Genomic DNA, 16,890 nt, shown 5'->3' on the forward strand with positions numbered 1-16,890 from the left:
AAGATACCGGAAAACGATTTTATACGTTTTCCGGTATATTTATCCGTGAAAAAGCCTTGCGCAGTCTGTTGAAAATATATGATGTAAGTCCATTGAGGTAATTCATTCCGTCTGCGCAGATGATAAACATTAAAGGCAGGAAATTGACAAGATATCTGGAACGTGTTTCCCATATAAGCAGGAAAAGAGCAAGTCCGAATACGGAAAGTCTTATAAGGGAAACAATGCAGATTTCACTGTTGATTATAGTCGCTATACTCTGGCTCTCATGCTTTCTGTCTTATAAATACTGATGTTTTGCGTGCATTATAATGGTATATAAGAAAATAACTGAAAATTGTGCGCTTTGCTGTCTGCATTTTTTTCAATATCTATTGACTTTTGCACAAAAAAGCACTATAATTATATAGTGAATGTGTGTGCGGAATTGACAAAATACGCATAAAATATAAATTAGGAGGAACAATCGTGCGACGAGTTAAAAAGCCTGTGTTTTTTATCGTGCTGCTCTGTATTCTTGGGCTCGGCTATCTTACCTTTGCCGGCATACATACGCAGTATGGTGATATAAAAACGACCTATATCAAGGGAGCCGATGAAATACGCTGGGGAATTGATATTCAGGGCGGAGTCAACGCCACATTTGAGCCTGTTGACGGATATGACGCCACCGACGACGAGATGGACGCGGCGAAGGCGGTTATTGAGCAGCGTCTGGTAAGCCTTAATATTACCGACAGCGAGGTTTATGTTGATTATAGCAAGGACAGAGTAATTGTTTCGTTCCCTTGGCAGGCGGGAGAAGAGGATTTTGATCCGGAAGCGGCGGTTTCTGAGCTTGGCGAAACGGCTGTGCTGACGTTCAGAAAGGGAACCGAAGCCGACGGCGAGGAGGTTCTCACCGGAACGGACGTAAAAAAGGCTGAGGCTCAACAGTATCAGGATCAGGATACCGGAAATATAGAATACGCCGTAAGTCTTACGCTTAACAGCGAGGGCACAAAGAAGTTTGCCGAGGCTACCGCGGAGCTTGCCGGAAGCGGACAGATTTCAATATGGATGGACGATGAAAGCATATCCGCTCCTAGCGTTGAAAGCGCAATAACCGACGGTAAGGCCCAGATAACGGGCAATTTTACTTACGAGAGCGCAAAGGCGCTTGCCGATAAGATCAATGCCGGCTCTCTGCCCTTCAAGATGACTACCTCCAGCACAAATATCATTTCCGCGACCTTGGGAGAGGGCGCGAGAACGGCTATGTTAATTGCCGGAATAGTGGCTTTTGTAATTGTTTCTATCTATATGATCGTTGTATACAAGCTTCCGGGTGTTGTGGCTTCTATCGCTCTGATAGGACAGATCATAGGTTCCATTGCTTGTATTTCGGGCTTTTTTGGAAATATTGACAGCTTTACCCTTACTATTCCGGGAATTGCAGGTATTATTCTTTCCATAGGAATGGGAGTAGACGCAAACGTAATTACCTCAGAGCGTATTAAGGAAGAGCTGCTTAACGGAAAAACTCTGAACGGCGCTATTGAAATGGGTTACAAGAGGGCGTGGAGCGCGGTATTCGACGGAAATATCACCGTTATATTCGTTGCCGTGATCCTTATGGGAGCGTTCGGTCCTACCGACAGTTTGTTTGCAACTATTCTTAAGCCGATTTTCTTTATGTTCGGCGCGTCTACGGCAGGTACGATCTATTCTCTTGGATATACGCTGCTTGTCGGTATAATCTTTAACTTCGTGTGCGGAATTTTTTGCTCGCGGCTTATGCTTTCCTCCCTTTCAAAATTCAAGGTTTTCAAGAAGCGTAAGTTTTACGGAGTTCCCGATACTGAGGAGAAAGCCGCTAAGCTCAAGGAGAAAAAGAGCAGAGTTCTTAAGGTAAATTCACACAGAAAGCTGTTCTATACGATTTCATGCAGTCTGATCGCCGTATTTATAATTATTACGGCTGTAGCAGGTCTTAATGTGGCTATAGAATTTAAGGGCGGAACTATTATCACCTATACTTATTCGGGAGACATCGATACAAACGAGGTTTCCGGTTTGGTCAGCGATGTAATCGGAGAGAGTGCGGTCGTTACAAAGGGAGAAAATTTCTCCAGCGACGATAAGACGATAAGGATATCCCTTTCCTCAAAGCAGGGAATAAGCAACGAAAAGCAGGACGAGCTGAAAACGGCAATGGAAAGCACGTTTGCAGACAATAATATTCAGCTCCTTGAATCAAACGATATTGCCGCTTCCAACGGAAGTGAATTCTTCTTTAAATGTCTTGTGGCGTGCGCGTTTGCCGCTGTTGTAACAATTATCTATATAGGATTCAGATTCAGGAAGATCGGCGGACTTTCAGCCGGATGCTTTGCGGTTCTTGCGCTTATACACGATATGTGCATGGTTTACGGCTGCTTTGTGATCTTCAGGTTTGATATAAACGCTAATTTCATGGCGGTTCTCCTGACCATTCTCGGTTATTCGATAAACGCGACTATCATCATTTACGACCGTATTCGTGAAAACCGCAGGCTGTACGGCAATAAGATGTCTATAGAAGAGCTGGTTAATCTTTCTATTACCCAGACTTTGGGACGTTCGCTTCATACTACCGCTACGACGGTTCTGGCAATGGCGACGGTTTGCATTGTCTGCCTGATATGCAATATAACCTCGATAATGAGCTTTTCTTTCCCGCTGATTATCGGAATGCTCGCAGGCGTTTACTCTTCAAACTGCATTGCCCCTACCCTATGGGTTATGTGGCAGAAACACGTTGATAAAAAGAACAAGGGTAAAAGACCTGTTCCGGCGAAGAAGTCAAAGGCAAAAAAGCAAAGGACTGAAAGACCTAATAACGGCGCCGTTGTTTAATGCGAAACTGATAAAATAATCGGACGGTCACAGTCTGCTCCCGCAAATAACGCGGGGCGGTCTGTGACCGCTTTTGGTTATCAGGAGAAAATAAAAAGGGCAGCTTTCTCAGTCAGAAGGAAGCTACCCGGATATATTAATTCTGTTTATTCGTCATTTCTGTGAGTTCTGAACGGAGCCAGAGGTATGCCGGTTTCGTTATAGACGTTTACCTCTCCGTAATTATACCAGCAGTATCTGGCATAGACAGGCTCTGAAACCTCGCCGCTGCTGATAGTTATTGTGCTTCCTGAAATCTCAGCCTTTGCAGGATAAAATTTTTTGTCGGCTCCGGCAATTTCAAATCCGACAGGTTCGCCGCCTTTGATAACAAATCCGTTTTCAGCATACTCAAAATAAAGCTTTATTCCGCCGCTGATATACTCATAGGACTTATAGACAGGGCCGAACGCTTTTACATCTATATTATAAACCAGCTTTTCAGCCTGCATACACAGTCTTTCGCCTACTGGCGCTTTATCTGTAGGATGAATATTGTCAAGCTCTCCGCAGTCTGAAATAACCGCTATTCCCGTATTTCTGACCGTTCTGAAGGCTCTCATCTGAGCTTCTCTGATAAGACACCAGTGCTTATAATCAGGATCGTTTTTGTATTTGAACATAGGAAGCTGAACGATAATAAAGGGAAGCTCCTCATCGCCCCAGATGTTTCTCCACAGCGAAATAAGGCTTGTAAGGAGAGTATAGTAGGTTCCTGGCTTGTGATCGTCCGACTCGCCCTGATAGTATAAAAATCCTCTTAAAGTATATGGACAAACTCTGGATATCATTGTTTCATAAAGTCCTGCCGGACGGAAGGGATTTACACAGTTGACAGGGCCGGGCCATTTATTTACTCCGCAAAGCTCCTGCACCCGCTCCCAGCTAGCGTCGGGCTCTTTTTTATATACCTCCTGGGATTTTTCAAACCATTCCTTGTCATATTGCAGAAATTCCTCATATTCCTTTTCCTGTTGCTGCACAGATTTGCCCTCGTTCGCCTTGTCGAATTCCTCAAGGTATGAGTTCAGCTCTTTGTTTATATCGAGAGTTTTTCTGTTTACCCAGGCTGAAGCGGAGGTTCCTCCCCAGTTGCAGCCTATAAGCCCTACCGTTACTCCCAGCTCGGCGGACAGCTTTTTGGCAAAGTAGTATCCTACCGCGCTCCACGCTTTGGAACCTTCGGGGTCACATTCTCCCCAGCAGGCGGTTTTTTCGGCTTCCTCAGCCTGCTTTACCGTAGCTGCCTTATTGGTATAGTAAAATCTTATGGGCATTGTTCTGCAAAGCGCTGCCAGTTCTTCCTTTCCGCCCTTTGCGTTTTGCAGCTCCAGCTCCATATTTGACTGTCCGCCGCAAAGCCACACTTCGCCTATCATAACGTTGCGGAAGGTATGGGTCTGCTTTACGGAAACCGCCTTGCCGTTTTCGTTGATAGCTTCGGAGTATTCAAGATGAAGCTCATACGGACCTCCGGCAGGCATAGGAGGCAGGATCAGCAGCCATTTTCCGTTTTCAGCGGTGCACCTGGCTTTTGCTCCGTTAATTTCCGCAGTTACGGCGGCGCCGTCGTCAGCCTCTCCCCATACGGAAATGTTTTTTTCTCTCTGCAGCACCATATTGTCGGAAAATATTGCAGCAGCCTTAAACATATTGATCAGACCTTTCGATATTTTGTTTGCCGCGCGGATATACGGCTTTAATCATGCTCCCAGCTTATTATCCTCCACGGCGAGTTTTCTTTTTCCTTTACAAGATAGAAATTCCAGACGGTATTATCCTTTGAAAACCTGTCGTCGGCAAAGCCCGGCGTGCTTTTATATGTAAACGAAGCTGAAACGATAGCGTTATCATAATAGCCGTCGTAATTTTTAGCCTTTTCGTCCAGCAGAATACTTTCGGTGCATTCTATTTTACAGAAAAAGTACAGCGAAGGCAGAAAGTTCTTTGTTTCCGCCGTATTGAATTCGCTCCCGCCGAAGGTAAGCTGCCGCATACCGGCGTTATTTCCGTCGTTCCAGTATTCAAAATATTTTCTTACCGTATTTGTTGCCGACAGGTTTTCAGGCGCCGCGGTTTCGCTGTATTTCTTTTCCTTCCAGCAGCAGAATACTGCCGCTGTCCCTGTAATCAGAGCGGCTGTAATAAAAATTACTGTTATTATTTTTATTGCTTTTTTCATGTAGACCTCTTTTTTGTGTATTGAAAACAGAAATGCGCCCCTTATTTCAAATAAGCCTCAGGATTCAGTTGTTCAAGACTAGGCAGATCTCTGCCGACGGTTTTATTCGATAAACGGCTTCATTCCCTTTTCACGTCTGAACTCCAGATATTCCTCATAGGTTCCGGCTCTGTCTATACAGCCGTCGGGAGTTATTTCAATGATCCTGTTGGCGACCGTCTGCATAATCTCATGGTCGTGGGAAGCGAATATAACTACTCCCTTGAAATCTCTCAGACCGTTGTTTACAGCGGTAATGCTTTCAAGGTCAAGGTGGTTTGTAGGTCTGTCCAGCAGCAGAACGTTGGAGCCGAAAAGCATCATTCTGGAGAACATACACCTTACCTTTTCTCCTCCTGACAATACGTCGACCTTCTTATAAATATCGTCGCCGGAAAACAGCATTTTTCCTAAAAAGCCTCTGAGGAAGGTATCCGTTTCCTCGGTAGTGGAATACTGTCTTATCCAGTCTACTATTGTCATATCGCAGCCGTTAAAGAATTCGCTGTTGTCTTTGGGAAAATAGGAACGGGAGGTAGTGGATCCCCATTTGAAGCTGCCCTCGTCAGGCTGCTCCTCCTCCATAAGGATTTTGAACAGCATAGTTATAGCCTGCTCGGATTCGCCGACGAAGGCTACCTTGTCCGTTCTGCCGAGCGTAAAGGAAACGTTATTCAACAGCTTTTCTCCGTCGGCGGTCTTGGAAATCCCGTCTACTCTTAAAATTTCCTTGCCGGGTTCTCTGTCCATATTAAAGCCGATATAGGGGTATTTTCTGGACGAAGCCGGCATTTCCTCGACGGTAAGCTTGTCTATGAGCTTGCGCCTTGAGGTAGCCTGCTTAGACTTTGATTTGTTGGCTGAAAATCTGGCGATAAACTCCTGAAGCTCCTTGATCTTTTCCTCAGCTTTTTTGTTCTGCTGCTTGATCATTCTCTGCATAAGCTGTGAGGATTCATACCAGAACTCGTAGTTGCCCACATACATCTTGATCTTTGTATAATCTATATCAACTATATGAGTGCAGACGTTGTTAAGAAAATGTCTGTCGTGAGATACTACAAGGACGGTTCCGAAATACTCTGCAAGAAACTCCTCAAGCCAGCGGATCGCGTCAATATCCAGATGGTTGGTAGGCTCGTCCAACAGTATAATATCGGGATTGCCGAAAAGCGCCTGAGCAAGCAGGACCTTTACCTTTTCATTTCCGGAAAGCGAGGACATCTGCGAATACATTATATCCTCAGGAAGCCCGAGACCCTGAATAAGCTTTGAAGCGTCAGACTCAGCCTCCCAGCCGTTAAGCTCGGCAAATTCGCTTTCAAGCTGACCTGCTCTGTCGCCGTCCTCCTCTGAAAAATCCTCCTTGGCATATAGAGCGTCCTTTTCCAGCATAATATCGTAAAGGCGCTTATTGCCCATAATTACAGTATCCAGAACATTATACTGGTCAAATGCGAAATGATCCTGACGCAGCACCGACATTCTTGTTCCCTTGTCAATGGAAACGTCGCCTGTAGTCGGTTCTATTTCTCCGCAGAGAATTTTGAGAAAGGTGGATTTTCCCGCTCCGTTTGCGCCGATAATTCCATAGCAGTTGCCTGCTGTAAACTTCAAATCAACGTCCTTGAACAGAGTCTGTCCGCCGAAGGACAGACTGACGTTTGAAACTGTGATCATTAAATACTCTCCTTATTTTCAAGAAATATACGCCGACTGTAAAGGGTATGACTGCCCGCAGCTTATGCTTTAACAATCGCTTATTTAAAAATATTCCAACAATTAATTATATCATGCATAAGCGCAAAAGTCCAGTAGTTTTTATTTAAAGTGTAAAAAAGATTTGTAGCACTACAACGGATTTTACTGTTGATTTTCACAATAATGTTGACTTTTCAATGTATGAATAGTATAATAAAAAATGTATACATTCTGTTTTCGCCTGACTGCGGCATAAACTGAGAAATTGTATTATTTTTTGCTCAGCTATCACAGCCTGCACACATTAACGGGTTATAATTACCTTTTAAGGAGTATTGTATGTTTGGATATGTCAGAGCCTTCAAGCCGTATATGAGGGTGTGCGAATTTGATACTTATCAGGGCGTTTACTGCGGCTTGTGCAAAATGATGGGAAGGGAATTCGGGCTTGTTTCAAGGTTCACTCTGAGCTACGATTTTACCTTTCTGGCTTTGATGAATATGTCGCTTAATGAAGAAAAGCTTACCTCCTGCAGGCAGAGGTGTATCGCTCATCCGCTGAAAAAGAGAGTCTGCGCCATTTGCGATGACGGTCTTGAATATCCCTCGTATGCCGCGGTAATACTTGTTTATCATAAGCTGAGGGACGATCTTGCTGACAGAGGGCTGAAGGGAAAGCTCCGCGCGGCGGCAGCGCTGCCTTTTTTCAGACGTTATTACAAAAAAGCGCGGATTAAATATCCTCAGCTTGCAGATACTATAGAAGAGCTGATGAAGCTTCAGCGAAGCACGGAGGAAGCAAGGACCGAAAGCGTCGATAGAGCCTGCGAGCCTACCGCCGCTATGATGGAGGCGATCGTAGGCGGACTTTCCGACAGGGAGGAAAGCAAGCCGGCTTTAAAAAGGTTCGGCTATCTGCTGGGAAGATATATTTATATCTGCGACGCTCTGGACGACGCGGGTGAGGATCATAAAAAAGGCGGATATAATCCATTGCTTTTTTTGCGCGGCGATCCGGACGCGGCTTCTCTTTCAGACAGGGATTTCAAGGCTATCAGCGCCTATGCCGCCGACAGCGTGAATCTTACTCTGGGAGAGCTTGCGGAAGCGTATGTAAAGCTTGATATTCAGATGTATAAGCCTATTATTGACAATATAATTTATCTCGGTCTGAAAAACGTGTTTGAGCAGATTCAAAACGGAACCTACAGGCGTAAAGGTAAGCCGGATAAATAATTGATATAGTAGCTGCGAAACCGGCGGTATTGCGTCAGGCAGTAAAGTAATATCAGAAGTGAGGAGATAAAATGAAGGACCCATACAAGGTGCTGGGGATCTCGCCCAGCGCAACCGACGATGAAGTAAAGGCCGCATATAAGGAGCTTGTAAAGAAGTATCACCCGGATCAGTACCAGGACAGTCCTATAGCGGACGTTGCGGAAGAAAAAATGACCGAAGTCAATGCCGCGTACGACCAGATCATGGCGCAGCGAAGAAGCGGAGGCTATTCCTCGGGCTCTTCCTATGACGGAGGAAGCTCTTCGGTAAATTATCAGGAAATACGGCGCATGATCCAGAACGGGGATATAACCAGAGCCGACGGACTGCTTGATACTGTCGCTCAGGGACAGCGCGGAGCAGAGTGGTATTTTCTTAAGGGAAGCGTCTGCTATACCAGAGGCTGGCTCAATGACGCGTATATGAACTTTCAGACCGCATATAGGATGCAGCCCGGGAATCCGGAATATCAGGCGGCGGTAAATCAGATGAACCAGCAGAGAGGCGGCTTTATGCGGGGAAATCCCAATGCAGGCTATCAGAATCAGGCGTCTAATTCAATGGATTGCTGTACGTCGCTGTGCTGCGCCGACTGCTGCTGCGAAATGATGGGCGGAGATTTGATACCCTGCTGCTGATACGGAGGATCATATGAGAAACAAGCTGGCTTTCAAGGTGGCGCTTGGAGGAATAGTAACTGCGGTTTGTCTGTTTTCCATGTTCTGTACCGGAATGTTTCCGATGCTTGATTATGCAATTCCGACCTTCGCGGGATTTTTGATGGTAATAATGATAGTTGAAACAAGCGCCCGCTGGGCTGTCACCACATATGCGGCAACCAGCTTTCTCTGCTTGCTGGCAACGCCTAATTATCAGGCGACGCTGCTTTTTATTCTTTTTATGGGTTATTATCCGATACTGAAGTTTTATCTGGACAGAATAAATAACAAGGCAGTTTCCTGGGCTGTTAAATACATAGTGTTCAATGTTGCGATCACGGTTTTTTACATGCTGTTTCAGTACGTTTTTGTCGGTACCGATATGCTGGAGGGCATGGAGATGTTCGGCAGATACGCCGTTCTGGTCATATGGCTGGCGGCAAACGCCTTTTTCTTTATTTATGACAGGCTGCTGACTCAGCTGATTGATCTCTATGTAAACTGGTTCAGAAAGAAAATACTCAGAAGAAAATAGAATATGAAATCTGTCTGGGATTACAGTTCAGACCGGCTGAGATGTAAGCTTTGCCGCCGGAGATTCCTCCGAGGGTTATCGGACAGGTTTGATAAAAAAGAGAGCTGAAGAATATGAGAGATAAGGACAGCAGAACTAATAACGAAACAGAAGAAATGCGGAAAGCGAGAATGGCAAGGCATCGTAAAAGAGTGCAGATACTCAGTCTAGCAGTTTTCTTTGCCGCGCTTGCCGGCGCGACATATCTTATGTGGCCTTTTATAAGCAGTCTTAAAACTGACGAGGGAATGGAGAGTATAAGGGAAACTCTCAGCAGATACGGCAGCGTTGCAGGAGTGCTGATTTTTACGGCGATACAGGCTGTTCAGGTCATAATCGCGATAGTGCCCCCTATACAGATAGTCGGAGGACTGCTGTTCGGCTGGTTTTTCGGCGCTGTTCTTTCGTTCGTGGGAGTTGTGCTGGGAAGTCTGGTGATTTTCCTGCTTGTCAAGAAGATCGGGACTCCGGTAGTTGAAGCTTTTGTTGATGAAAAGCAGATCAAAAAGTTTAAGTTCCTTCAGGACGAGCGGAAGCTTACAGGAATATTGATAGTGCTTTATCTTATTCCCGGCATACCTAAGGATGTGCTGACTTACATTGTTCCGCTTACCAAGATAAGCACTAAGGATTTTTTTATGTATGTAATGCCATGCCGGCTGCCTGCGATTGTTATGTCTACGGTTCTCGGAAGCAACGTAGGAAGCGGTAATTTCAGAATCGCGGTAATAATAGTTGCTGCGTTTATGGTAATAGGAATAATAGGTTTCTTTTTCAAGGACGCTATTTTAAACAAAATAAAGCAACATAAAAAGCAGAAATAGGCGGTTATTCACAAAAAAGCCGCCTACAGAATTTTTTTCTGATTTTTTTGAAAAAAAGTATTGACAAGAGATTATTGATGTGATATAATTAATTTCGTTGATTGATGAAGATTTCAGTAGCTGATTTTCTTGCTAATATAACATTTGCGGGTGTAGTTCAGTGGTAGAACTCCAGCCTTCCAAGCTGGTCATGTGGGTTCGATTCCCATCACCCGCTCCAATATGCACCTGACGGTGCAATTTTTATGTACGTCTATGTGCGCCTTTAGCTCAGCTGGATAGAGCAACTGCCTTCTAAGCAGTAGGCCACTGGTTCGAGTCCAGTAAGGCGCGCCATTATTTTTCAGGCACGGACGGTGTTTTAACCGCCGAAACGTGCTTTTTGTTGATTTATGGTGGGTATAGCGTAGTTGGTTAACGCGTCAGTTTGTGGCACTGAAGACCGTGGGTTCGAATCCCACTATCCACCCCATTTTTAGCGCAGACAGTGTAATATCCGTTGTCATTATGTGGCAGCGGATATTTTTTATGTAACGAAAACCCCCAGTTCAACTGGGGGTTCAAAAAAGCTTAAGCGATGAGTGGAAAAAGAAAACCTCCGATGATATAATAAAGTTAAGGTCTGCCAACCCAACAAAAAATCAAAGGAGGTATCGTCATGACAAGAGACGATATAAGCAGTTTAGCACATTCGAAGTGGAATTGCAAGTATCATGTGGTATTTGAAACACTCATCTGAATCACACAAAGGTAAAACAGATGTAATAGTACCTGTGAACCAATGTCAATAAAGTGGACAAGAAAAATCAGAAAAAATTGGATTCAGCTTGAATAGGAGTCAAGCCGTTATTATGAGAATGAGGTCTTACCGAATTGTAAAAACCGTTAATGTATTGAAAAAGAGCAAGGTTTAAATCCTCAAGAGAAGAATAAGCCTTACGATTAACCTCTTCCTTTTTCAAGTATTTGAAAAAGCATTCCATAACAGCATTATCATAAGGATGCCCCTTTGCCGAAAAGGACTGAATCATGTTCAGATTGTCCAGATGTCTGCGAAATTCAGAGGATGTGAATTGGCTCCCTTTGTCCGTGTGGAATATTATACCTATGGATTTGCCTCTTGCGGCAACAGCCGAATTAACGGTATCTATCGCAAGTTTAGTATCAATTTTATTTGATAATTTGTATGCGATCACCTTCCTTGAAAACAGATCGAGAATTACGCATAAATAATAAAATCTTCCCGCTGCTCTTATGTACGTAAAGTCGCATACCCACGCCTTGTTCGGAGCAGATTGATTGAAATTTTGAGACAAAATATTTTTGCATTCTCCATTGGAAACCGATTTTGATTTGTGCTTAAATGGCTTAACAGTGCTCATTTTAGGTAAGTTCATACTCTTCATCAGACGGTACGCTCTGCCGGCGCTGATGTTTATGCGATAATCACGCTTAAGACAAATTTTCATTTTTTCAGCGCCAAAACGCTTTTTAGTTCTTGTATAAAGCTCAAGAATACATTTGCGTATATGGCGGTTTTCCTTTTCGCGGTTGCTTTCACGGTGATTTATGTATTTGTAGTAAGTACTTCGGTTTACACCGAGAACACGGCAAAGTGTTGTGATTTTGTGTTCACAGGAAAGCAGCTTAACGGCTTTTAATCTTTGTCTGAGTGAGGCGTGAATATCGCAATGGCTTTTTTTAATATCAGATTTTCCTCCTCAAGCTGTGCGTTTCGTTTCTGAAGCTCCTTGATTTGCTTGGAGGTAAGAATAGTGTTATCGTCCATTTTGACCTCTGAATACTTCTTTATCCAGTTGGCTAAGGCGCTGTGCGATATTCCGTATTCCTGACTTATCTGAGAATAGGTTTTCCCTGATTGATATAAATTTACGATTGTTTGCTTGAATTCCTCTGTGTACTTCGGTTTGCTTTTTCCTGACATTTTTTATTCCTCCTACTTGTCTTTTATTTTGATGTTTTTATTATATCTTACTTGTCCACTTTTTTAGTATATATCCAAAAAAAGGAGAATTCAAACAAAGGGACTGTACAGAACGCCATTCCCTATCAAATCATGTATCGGGACGGCGTTTGTCAGGTATCGGATAACTTTTATTCTATGACGGTGCAGTTTTTCGATACCAATTACAGTATTGCGGAGTTTGACGAGCAGAACAACATTTTTTCAAAATACTGCGATGTTATTAACCTTTTTGATAACACAATAAAGTTTCAGCTTACCTTTGAGAATCAGAATCGTTCCAAAGACAAGCTGATAAAAACGGTACAGATTCCGCAGCAGGATGACGATTTCAACGCAATCAGACAGGAGTATTCCAAAATGCTGACGGATAAGCTGCTCAAAGGCGCTAACGGTCAGTCGGCAAGAAAATTCCTTACGTTCGGCATTGAATCCGCATCGTACAAGGCGGCAAGAGCAAAGCTCATGTCAATCAAAAACGACGTAATCAAGGGATTTAAGGCGTTTGGTGTGGAAGCGGAACTCCTTGACGGTCCGGCAAGACTGGAGGCTTTATACTATGCTTTAAATCCATACGGCAATCAGAATTTTGTATTCGATTGGGACAGTATGCTGAAAGCCGGAATGGACACGAAGGACTTTATTTGCCCGAAATCCATGAAATTCAACAAACAGGATTTTGAAATCGGAAACGCTTACGGCTCTGTATTCGGAATGAATATTCTTGCGGGAGAGCTGCCCGATGAGATACTTCGTGATTTTCTTGAAATGCAGAATCTGTTCTGCGTAAATATTCATGCAGAACCGCTCGACCAGATTGACGCGCTGAAATTCGTGAAGAAAAAGCTGACAAACGTAAACCAAATGAAAGTCGATGAGCAGAAAAAGGCTTCACAGGCAGGGATATGACCCCGATATTCTTCCTCCGCAAATCAAGATGTATATTGACGATATTGAGAAATTGCTCGGTGACTTAAACAGCAAAAATGAGAGGCTTTTTCACATTTCGATTTCAATTAGAAGCTATGCAAAATCGAAAAAGGATTTGAAGCTGCGAGCTGAAATGCTGAAAAGAATCTGTCAGAAAAACAACTGCGCGCTGTTTCCTTATGACTATCGTCAGGAACAGACTTTGGTATCGACTTTGCCGTTGTGTTACAACGAAATCCCCGTCAGCCGTGAAATGCATACGAGCGGCATTGCAATTTTTATGCCGTTTACTACAAAAGAGCTTTTTCAGGACGGACAGGCTGCATATTACGGTGTAAATACGCTTTCGGGCAATATGATTCGCGCAAACAGGTCAAGACTGAAAAATCCCAACGGATTGATACTCGGAACGCCCGGCAGCGGCAAGTCATTCAGCGTAAAGCGCGACATACTTGACTGTTTCCTGACCACAGCAGACGATATTATTGTATGCGATCCGGAGGGCAAGTATTTTCCCCTTGTGTCTGCACTGAAGGGACAGCGAATCAGAATTGCAAGCAATTCCGAACAGCACGTCAATCCAATGGACATTGCCATTGACAATTATCTGTTTGAAAATCCTATGGAGGTCATCGCCGACAAGTCGGATTTTCTTATTTCGCTGTGTGAAATCGTTGTGGGCGGTCGATATGGGCTTTCTTCCGAGGAACGTTCTGTCATTGATAAATGTGTCCAGCGGATTTACAAGGAATTTATTGAAAATTCACCTGATACAGCTAAAATGCCCTTGCTTTCTGATTTGCAATATGAACTGAAAAAAGAGGGCGAAGTGGCGCTGAGAGTTTCCAATTCCCTTGAAATGTTTGTCAACGGCTCGCAGAATCTTTTCAATCATCATACCAACATTGATATGCAAAACCGTCTTATCTGTTTTGACATCAAGGATCTTGGCAGCCAACTGAAAAAAGTGGGTATGCTTATCGTGCAGGATACGGTATGGAACAGGGTTTCCGAAAACCGAAACCGCAAGAAGATTACCCGTTATTACATTGACGAATTTCACCTGCTTCTGAAAGAGGAACAGGCTGTAAAATATTCCTCTGAAATCTGGAAAAGATTTCGTAAATGGGGCGGCATTCCGACCGGAATTACGCAGAATGTCAAAGACCTTTTGCAGTCGAAGGAAGTTGAGAACATCTTTGATAATTCGGACTTTGTGTATATGCTCAATCAGGCAAGCGGTGACAGAGATATTCTTGCGGAAAAGCTTCATATTTCAAAGGAACAAATGGAGTACGTCACAAACAGCGGTCCGGGCGAAGGTCTGATTCGTTACGATAAGGTACTGCTGCCGTTTACAGACCATTTTCCGACGAATACGCAGATGTATAAGCTGATGACAACGAAATTGACGGAAAGCGCATAATGCAATTTTTTCATCAGAAAAGCCGTAGAGCGCTTTTCTCTACGGCTTGGAAATGCCTATATATTGATTTCAATTACATAATAAACTTGTGAATAAAACAGCTCTCCGTTTTCACCCTCAAATTCTTCATAATCGCCTATTTGTATAAAATGTAATAACCCATACTGCTTAAGCAACGTGATTATTGAAAGGACATCGTTAAAATCATGATTTGCTGATTCATTTTGCTCAACTAATTCTTCAAAGTATTGTTCAGTCAAATTAAATGGATTCTCTTCGAAATAAAAGTGCTGCTTTCCGTTGAGAACAGTTACTATGCTTTGAGTAATCGGAGAAGATTTAAGCGCTTCGATATATGAAAATTTTTTTAAATCTTTTTCTTTGAATTCTAAGTGTCTATATTCATTAGAAGGCTCACCCCAATAAGGTAAAAAATCATTATCTTCAATAATTTCATATATAATTTTCATTAAATTATGAATCTTAACGAAATCGACTTCTGACAGATAATCTAATGAAGAAATATAAAAATGAGTTTCATGGTTTCTTAGCTCTTGAAGTAATTCAAGTTCTTCTTTGATAGATTGAATGCCAAGTCTATCTAAAGTGGGTTTAATTAACTTGTTTTTATCTACGAGCCTTGAAAATTCAATAGAGTAGAATTTATTTCTATGTTTAGCGTCCATGCCTTCAAAAAATTTATTCAAATTCTTAGTTTGATAAAATTCTAATTGTAGCTTGGCAATATCCTCGTTTTTAACGACTATATGGTCGATAACTGTTTTATCTTCTTTATCGAGCATAATTTGCTTGAAAAATAATTCTATAGAATTATGTAATGATGATACAAACGTCTTTTTATAATGAAGTGTAGACAATCCGTTTTTTATGTACTTACAGTATTTGATGGCTATTGACCATGATTCAAGGGCATTATCAAGAAGTATTTTCTTAACTTTCATTTCAAGCCATGCCTTTCATTAGTATAAATTACATTAAAAATAGTATATCAGAAAAACATCTCATTTTCAAGCCTTATTCGAAAAATAGCCTGAAAGGAGGCGGTCAATTGAGCAAACTTGAACGCAGACAGAACAACTTGCAAAAAGCGCAGGCACGATTTGAAAAAGTCAGTAAACGCAGTAAGCAGTTTCAGCTGAGTTTTGAAAGACGGCAGAAAGAAAAAGGTAAATTCAGAACTTATGCAAGTATCAGGCGCGGAGAAAAGGCATATCACGGCAGCAATCGTGGAATTTTTCATAAAGCTGTAGATTTACGGTTTCGTATCAAGGGCGATACTCCATCAATCACAAGAGCAATAAACAGTATAGAGCCGTCTGCTTTCAAGGGAAAGGCTTTGAAAAAGTCGGCACAGGCTGTAAACTATGCCGTTCATGATACTGTGAAAACTGCTGTCGATACGATCCTTGCCGCTGAAACGGTCGGTATAAAATCAGGCGATGCCGTACAGCGTGAAGTCAGAAATAAGCTGAGAGAAAAGTACGCCCGTGAAGCCGTTGACGATTTCCATAAAGGTACGTTTGCCCAGTTTCGTATAGGCGCTGATTTAATTAAGGATACTCGTCATCATTTCAAGCTGAAAAAGCAGTACAAATTTGAAAAGGCAAAATTCAAGCTGAAAAAAGCAGAATATGCAGTTTTCAAAGAAGATACCTTTAAGCCGAAAATTCAGAAAATAACGCTGATTTGAAATCCGCCAAAGTTAAGTTCAAAGAGTATAAGCAGAATTACAAGCAAGGCAGTAAATTCAACATTCAAAAGGCTTTCCAGATAAGGCGTACCCAGAAATTTCAGCAGACAAAGCGTGAGAGTAAATTTGAACGTAAAAAGCTGACTGTAGAAAAGAAATTCAAAAGCAAAGAATTGAAAAATCAGCGGAAAATCAAATGTAATTCCAACCCCGGATTTCTCGTTCTGAAGCCTGTGAAATACACGGAAAACCGCATGAAAGCGTCCGCTTGGCAAAAGGCGGTCAATGAGGATTCCGACAACGATTTTATGCACGTCACTGATTCTGTAAAACGCAGAATTATTGAGCCAACGGCGCGGAAAGTCAGCAAACTGCAGCGTTTACAGCGGCAGCAGAAAAAGCGTGAAAGCCTTTCGGAGAGGCAGAAAAGGTCTGATCAAAAGCTGAATCGTCAGGAAAATCGGCTGAAAGAAAAAAGCAGTAAACCGCCTAAAAGCGTAAAAAACCGAAACATCAGAAATCTTTCTCGGAGAAATTCAAAGATTTTGCAAAGACTGTCGGGAAGTTTATCAAGAATGTTTATGAAAAAGAGGTCAGGAGGTTTTTCGCCTGTATTGCTGCCCCTATCATCATTATTCTCCTTGTGTTCGCTTTTATCATTATGAT

The 16,890-nt window shown here is 42.8% G+C and carries 14 protein-coding genes and 3 tRNA genes; 12 read left to right on the forward strand and 5 right to left on the reverse strand.

What is annotated here, in order from left to right; genetic code table 11:
* Positions 1-468 precede the first annotated feature (468 nt).
* Positions 469-2,877, forward strand: a complete 2,409-nt coding sequence (gene secF, locus EIH25_RS12345; protein WP_164489118.1) for a protein translocase subunit SecF — start codon at positions 469-471, stop codon at positions 2,875-2,877.
* 146 nt (positions 2,878-3,023) lie between these two features.
* Here the strand turns inward: secF and EIH25_RS01170 are convergent, their stop codons facing one another.
* The 3 genes from EIH25_RS01170 to EIH25_RS01180 all read right to left on the reverse strand — a co-directional run bounded on the left by EIH25_RS01170 (position 3,024) and on the right by EIH25_RS01180 (position 6,817).
* Entirely contained in the window at positions 3,024-4,568 is a 1,545-nt protein-coding gene (locus EIH25_RS01170) for a sialate O-acetylesterase (protein ID WP_243113057.1), read from the reverse strand.
* Positions 4,569-4,615: 47 nt separating this feature from the next.
* Positions 4,616-5,098 (reverse strand): DUF4829 domain-containing protein, encoded by a 483-nt coding sequence (locus tag EIH25_RS01175; protein WP_124098105.1) that lies wholly within the window; start codon positions 5,096-5,098, stop codon positions 4,616-4,618.
* 102 nt (positions 5,099-5,200) lie between these two features.
* Positions 5,201-6,817, reverse strand: a complete 1,617-nt coding sequence (locus tag EIH25_RS01180) for an ATP-binding cassette domain-containing protein (protein ID WP_124098106.1) — start codon at positions 6,815-6,817, stop codon at positions 5,201-5,203.
* A 360-nt stretch (positions 6,818-7,177) separates the two neighbouring features.
* On the opposite strand from EIH25_RS01180, the gene EIH25_RS01185 reads away from it, so the two are divergent.
* From EIH25_RS01185 to EIH25_RS01215, 7 genes are all read left to right on the forward strand, one after another.
* Complete coding sequence (locus EIH25_RS01185; protein WP_124098107.1) at positions 7,178-8,074, forward strand: DUF5685 family protein; 897 nt, start codon at positions 7,178-7,180, stop codon at positions 8,072-8,074.
* Positions 8,075-8,145: 71 nt separating this feature from the next.
* Positions 8,146-8,754, forward strand: a complete 609-nt coding sequence (locus tag EIH25_RS01190; protein WP_124098108.1) for a J domain-containing protein — start codon at positions 8,146-8,148, stop codon at positions 8,752-8,754.
* Positions 8,755-8,767: 13 nt separating this feature from the next.
* Complete coding sequence (locus EIH25_RS01195) at positions 8,768-9,310, forward strand: hypothetical protein (protein ID WP_124098109.1); 543 nt, start codon at positions 8,768-8,770, stop codon at positions 9,308-9,310.
* A gap of 113 nt (positions 9,311-9,423) precedes the next feature.
* Positions 9,424-10,173 carry a VTT domain-containing protein gene (locus EIH25_RS01200; protein WP_124098110.1) on the forward strand — a complete coding sequence of 250 codons (750 nt, stop codon included), beginning with the start codon at positions 9,424-9,426 and terminating at the stop codon, positions 10,171-10,173.
* Between the two features lie 146 nt (positions 10,174-10,319).
* Positions 10,320-10,393 (forward strand) — tRNA-Gly (locus EIH25_RS01205).
* Between the two features lie 39 nt (positions 10,394-10,432).
* Positions 10,433-10,509, forward strand: a tRNA-Arg gene (locus EIH25_RS01210).
* A gap of 59 nt (positions 10,510-10,568) precedes the next feature.
* Positions 10,569-10,645 (forward strand) — tRNA-His (locus EIH25_RS01215).
* Positions 10,646-10,979: 334 nt separating this feature from the next.
* Here the strand turns inward: EIH25_RS01215 and EIH25_RS01225 are convergent.
* A protein-coding gene (locus EIH25_RS01225; RefSeq protein WP_124098111.1) for an IS3 family transposase occupies positions 10,980-12,118 on the reverse strand; the annotation gives its coding sequence in 2 pieces (ribosomal slippage) (positions 10,980-11,866 and positions 11,866-12,118; 1,140 coding nt in all).
* Between the two features lie 177 nt (positions 12,119-12,295).
* Between EIH25_RS01225 and EIH25_RS12575 the strand changes: the two genes are divergently transcribed.
* On the forward strand, positions 12,296-13,066 hold the full coding sequence (locus tag EIH25_RS12575) for a hypothetical protein (RefSeq protein ID WP_243113058.1): 771 nt from the start codon (positions 12,296-12,298) through the stop codon (positions 13,064-13,066).
* Positions 13,032-14,513 (forward strand): VirB4-like conjugal transfer ATPase, CD1110 family, encoded by a 1,482-nt coding sequence (locus EIH25_RS01230; protein WP_243113059.1) that lies wholly within the window; start codon positions 13,032-13,034, stop codon positions 14,511-14,513. Before EIH25_RS12575 ends, EIH25_RS01230 begins: the two co-directional genes overlap by 35 nt.
* A gap of 56 nt (positions 14,514-14,569) precedes the next feature.
* Here the strand turns inward: EIH25_RS01230 and EIH25_RS01235 are convergent, their stop codons facing one another.
* On the reverse strand, positions 14,570-15,475 hold the full coding sequence (locus EIH25_RS01235) for a hypothetical protein (protein ID WP_124098112.1): 906 nt from the start codon (positions 15,473-15,475) through the stop codon (positions 14,570-14,572).
* 107 nt (positions 15,476-15,582) lie between these two features.
* Here EIH25_RS01235 and EIH25_RS01240 point away from each other — a divergent pair, with 107 nt between their 5' ends.
* Positions 15,583-16,224, forward strand: coding sequence for a hypothetical protein (locus EIH25_RS01240; protein ID WP_124098113.1), 642 nt, complete (start codon positions 15,583-15,585; stop codon positions 16,222-16,224).
* Entirely contained in the window at positions 16,221-16,889 is a 669-nt protein-coding gene (locus tag EIH25_RS01245) for a hypothetical protein (protein WP_124098114.1), read from the forward strand. Before EIH25_RS01240 ends, EIH25_RS01245 begins: the two co-directional genes overlap by 4 nt.
* Position 16,890: the final 1 nt, after the last annotated feature.

The organism is Ruminococcus sp. Marseille-P6503 (genome assembly GCF_900604945.1).
Classification (GTDB): Bacteria; Bacillota; Clostridia; order Oscillospirales; family Ruminococcaceae; genus FB2012.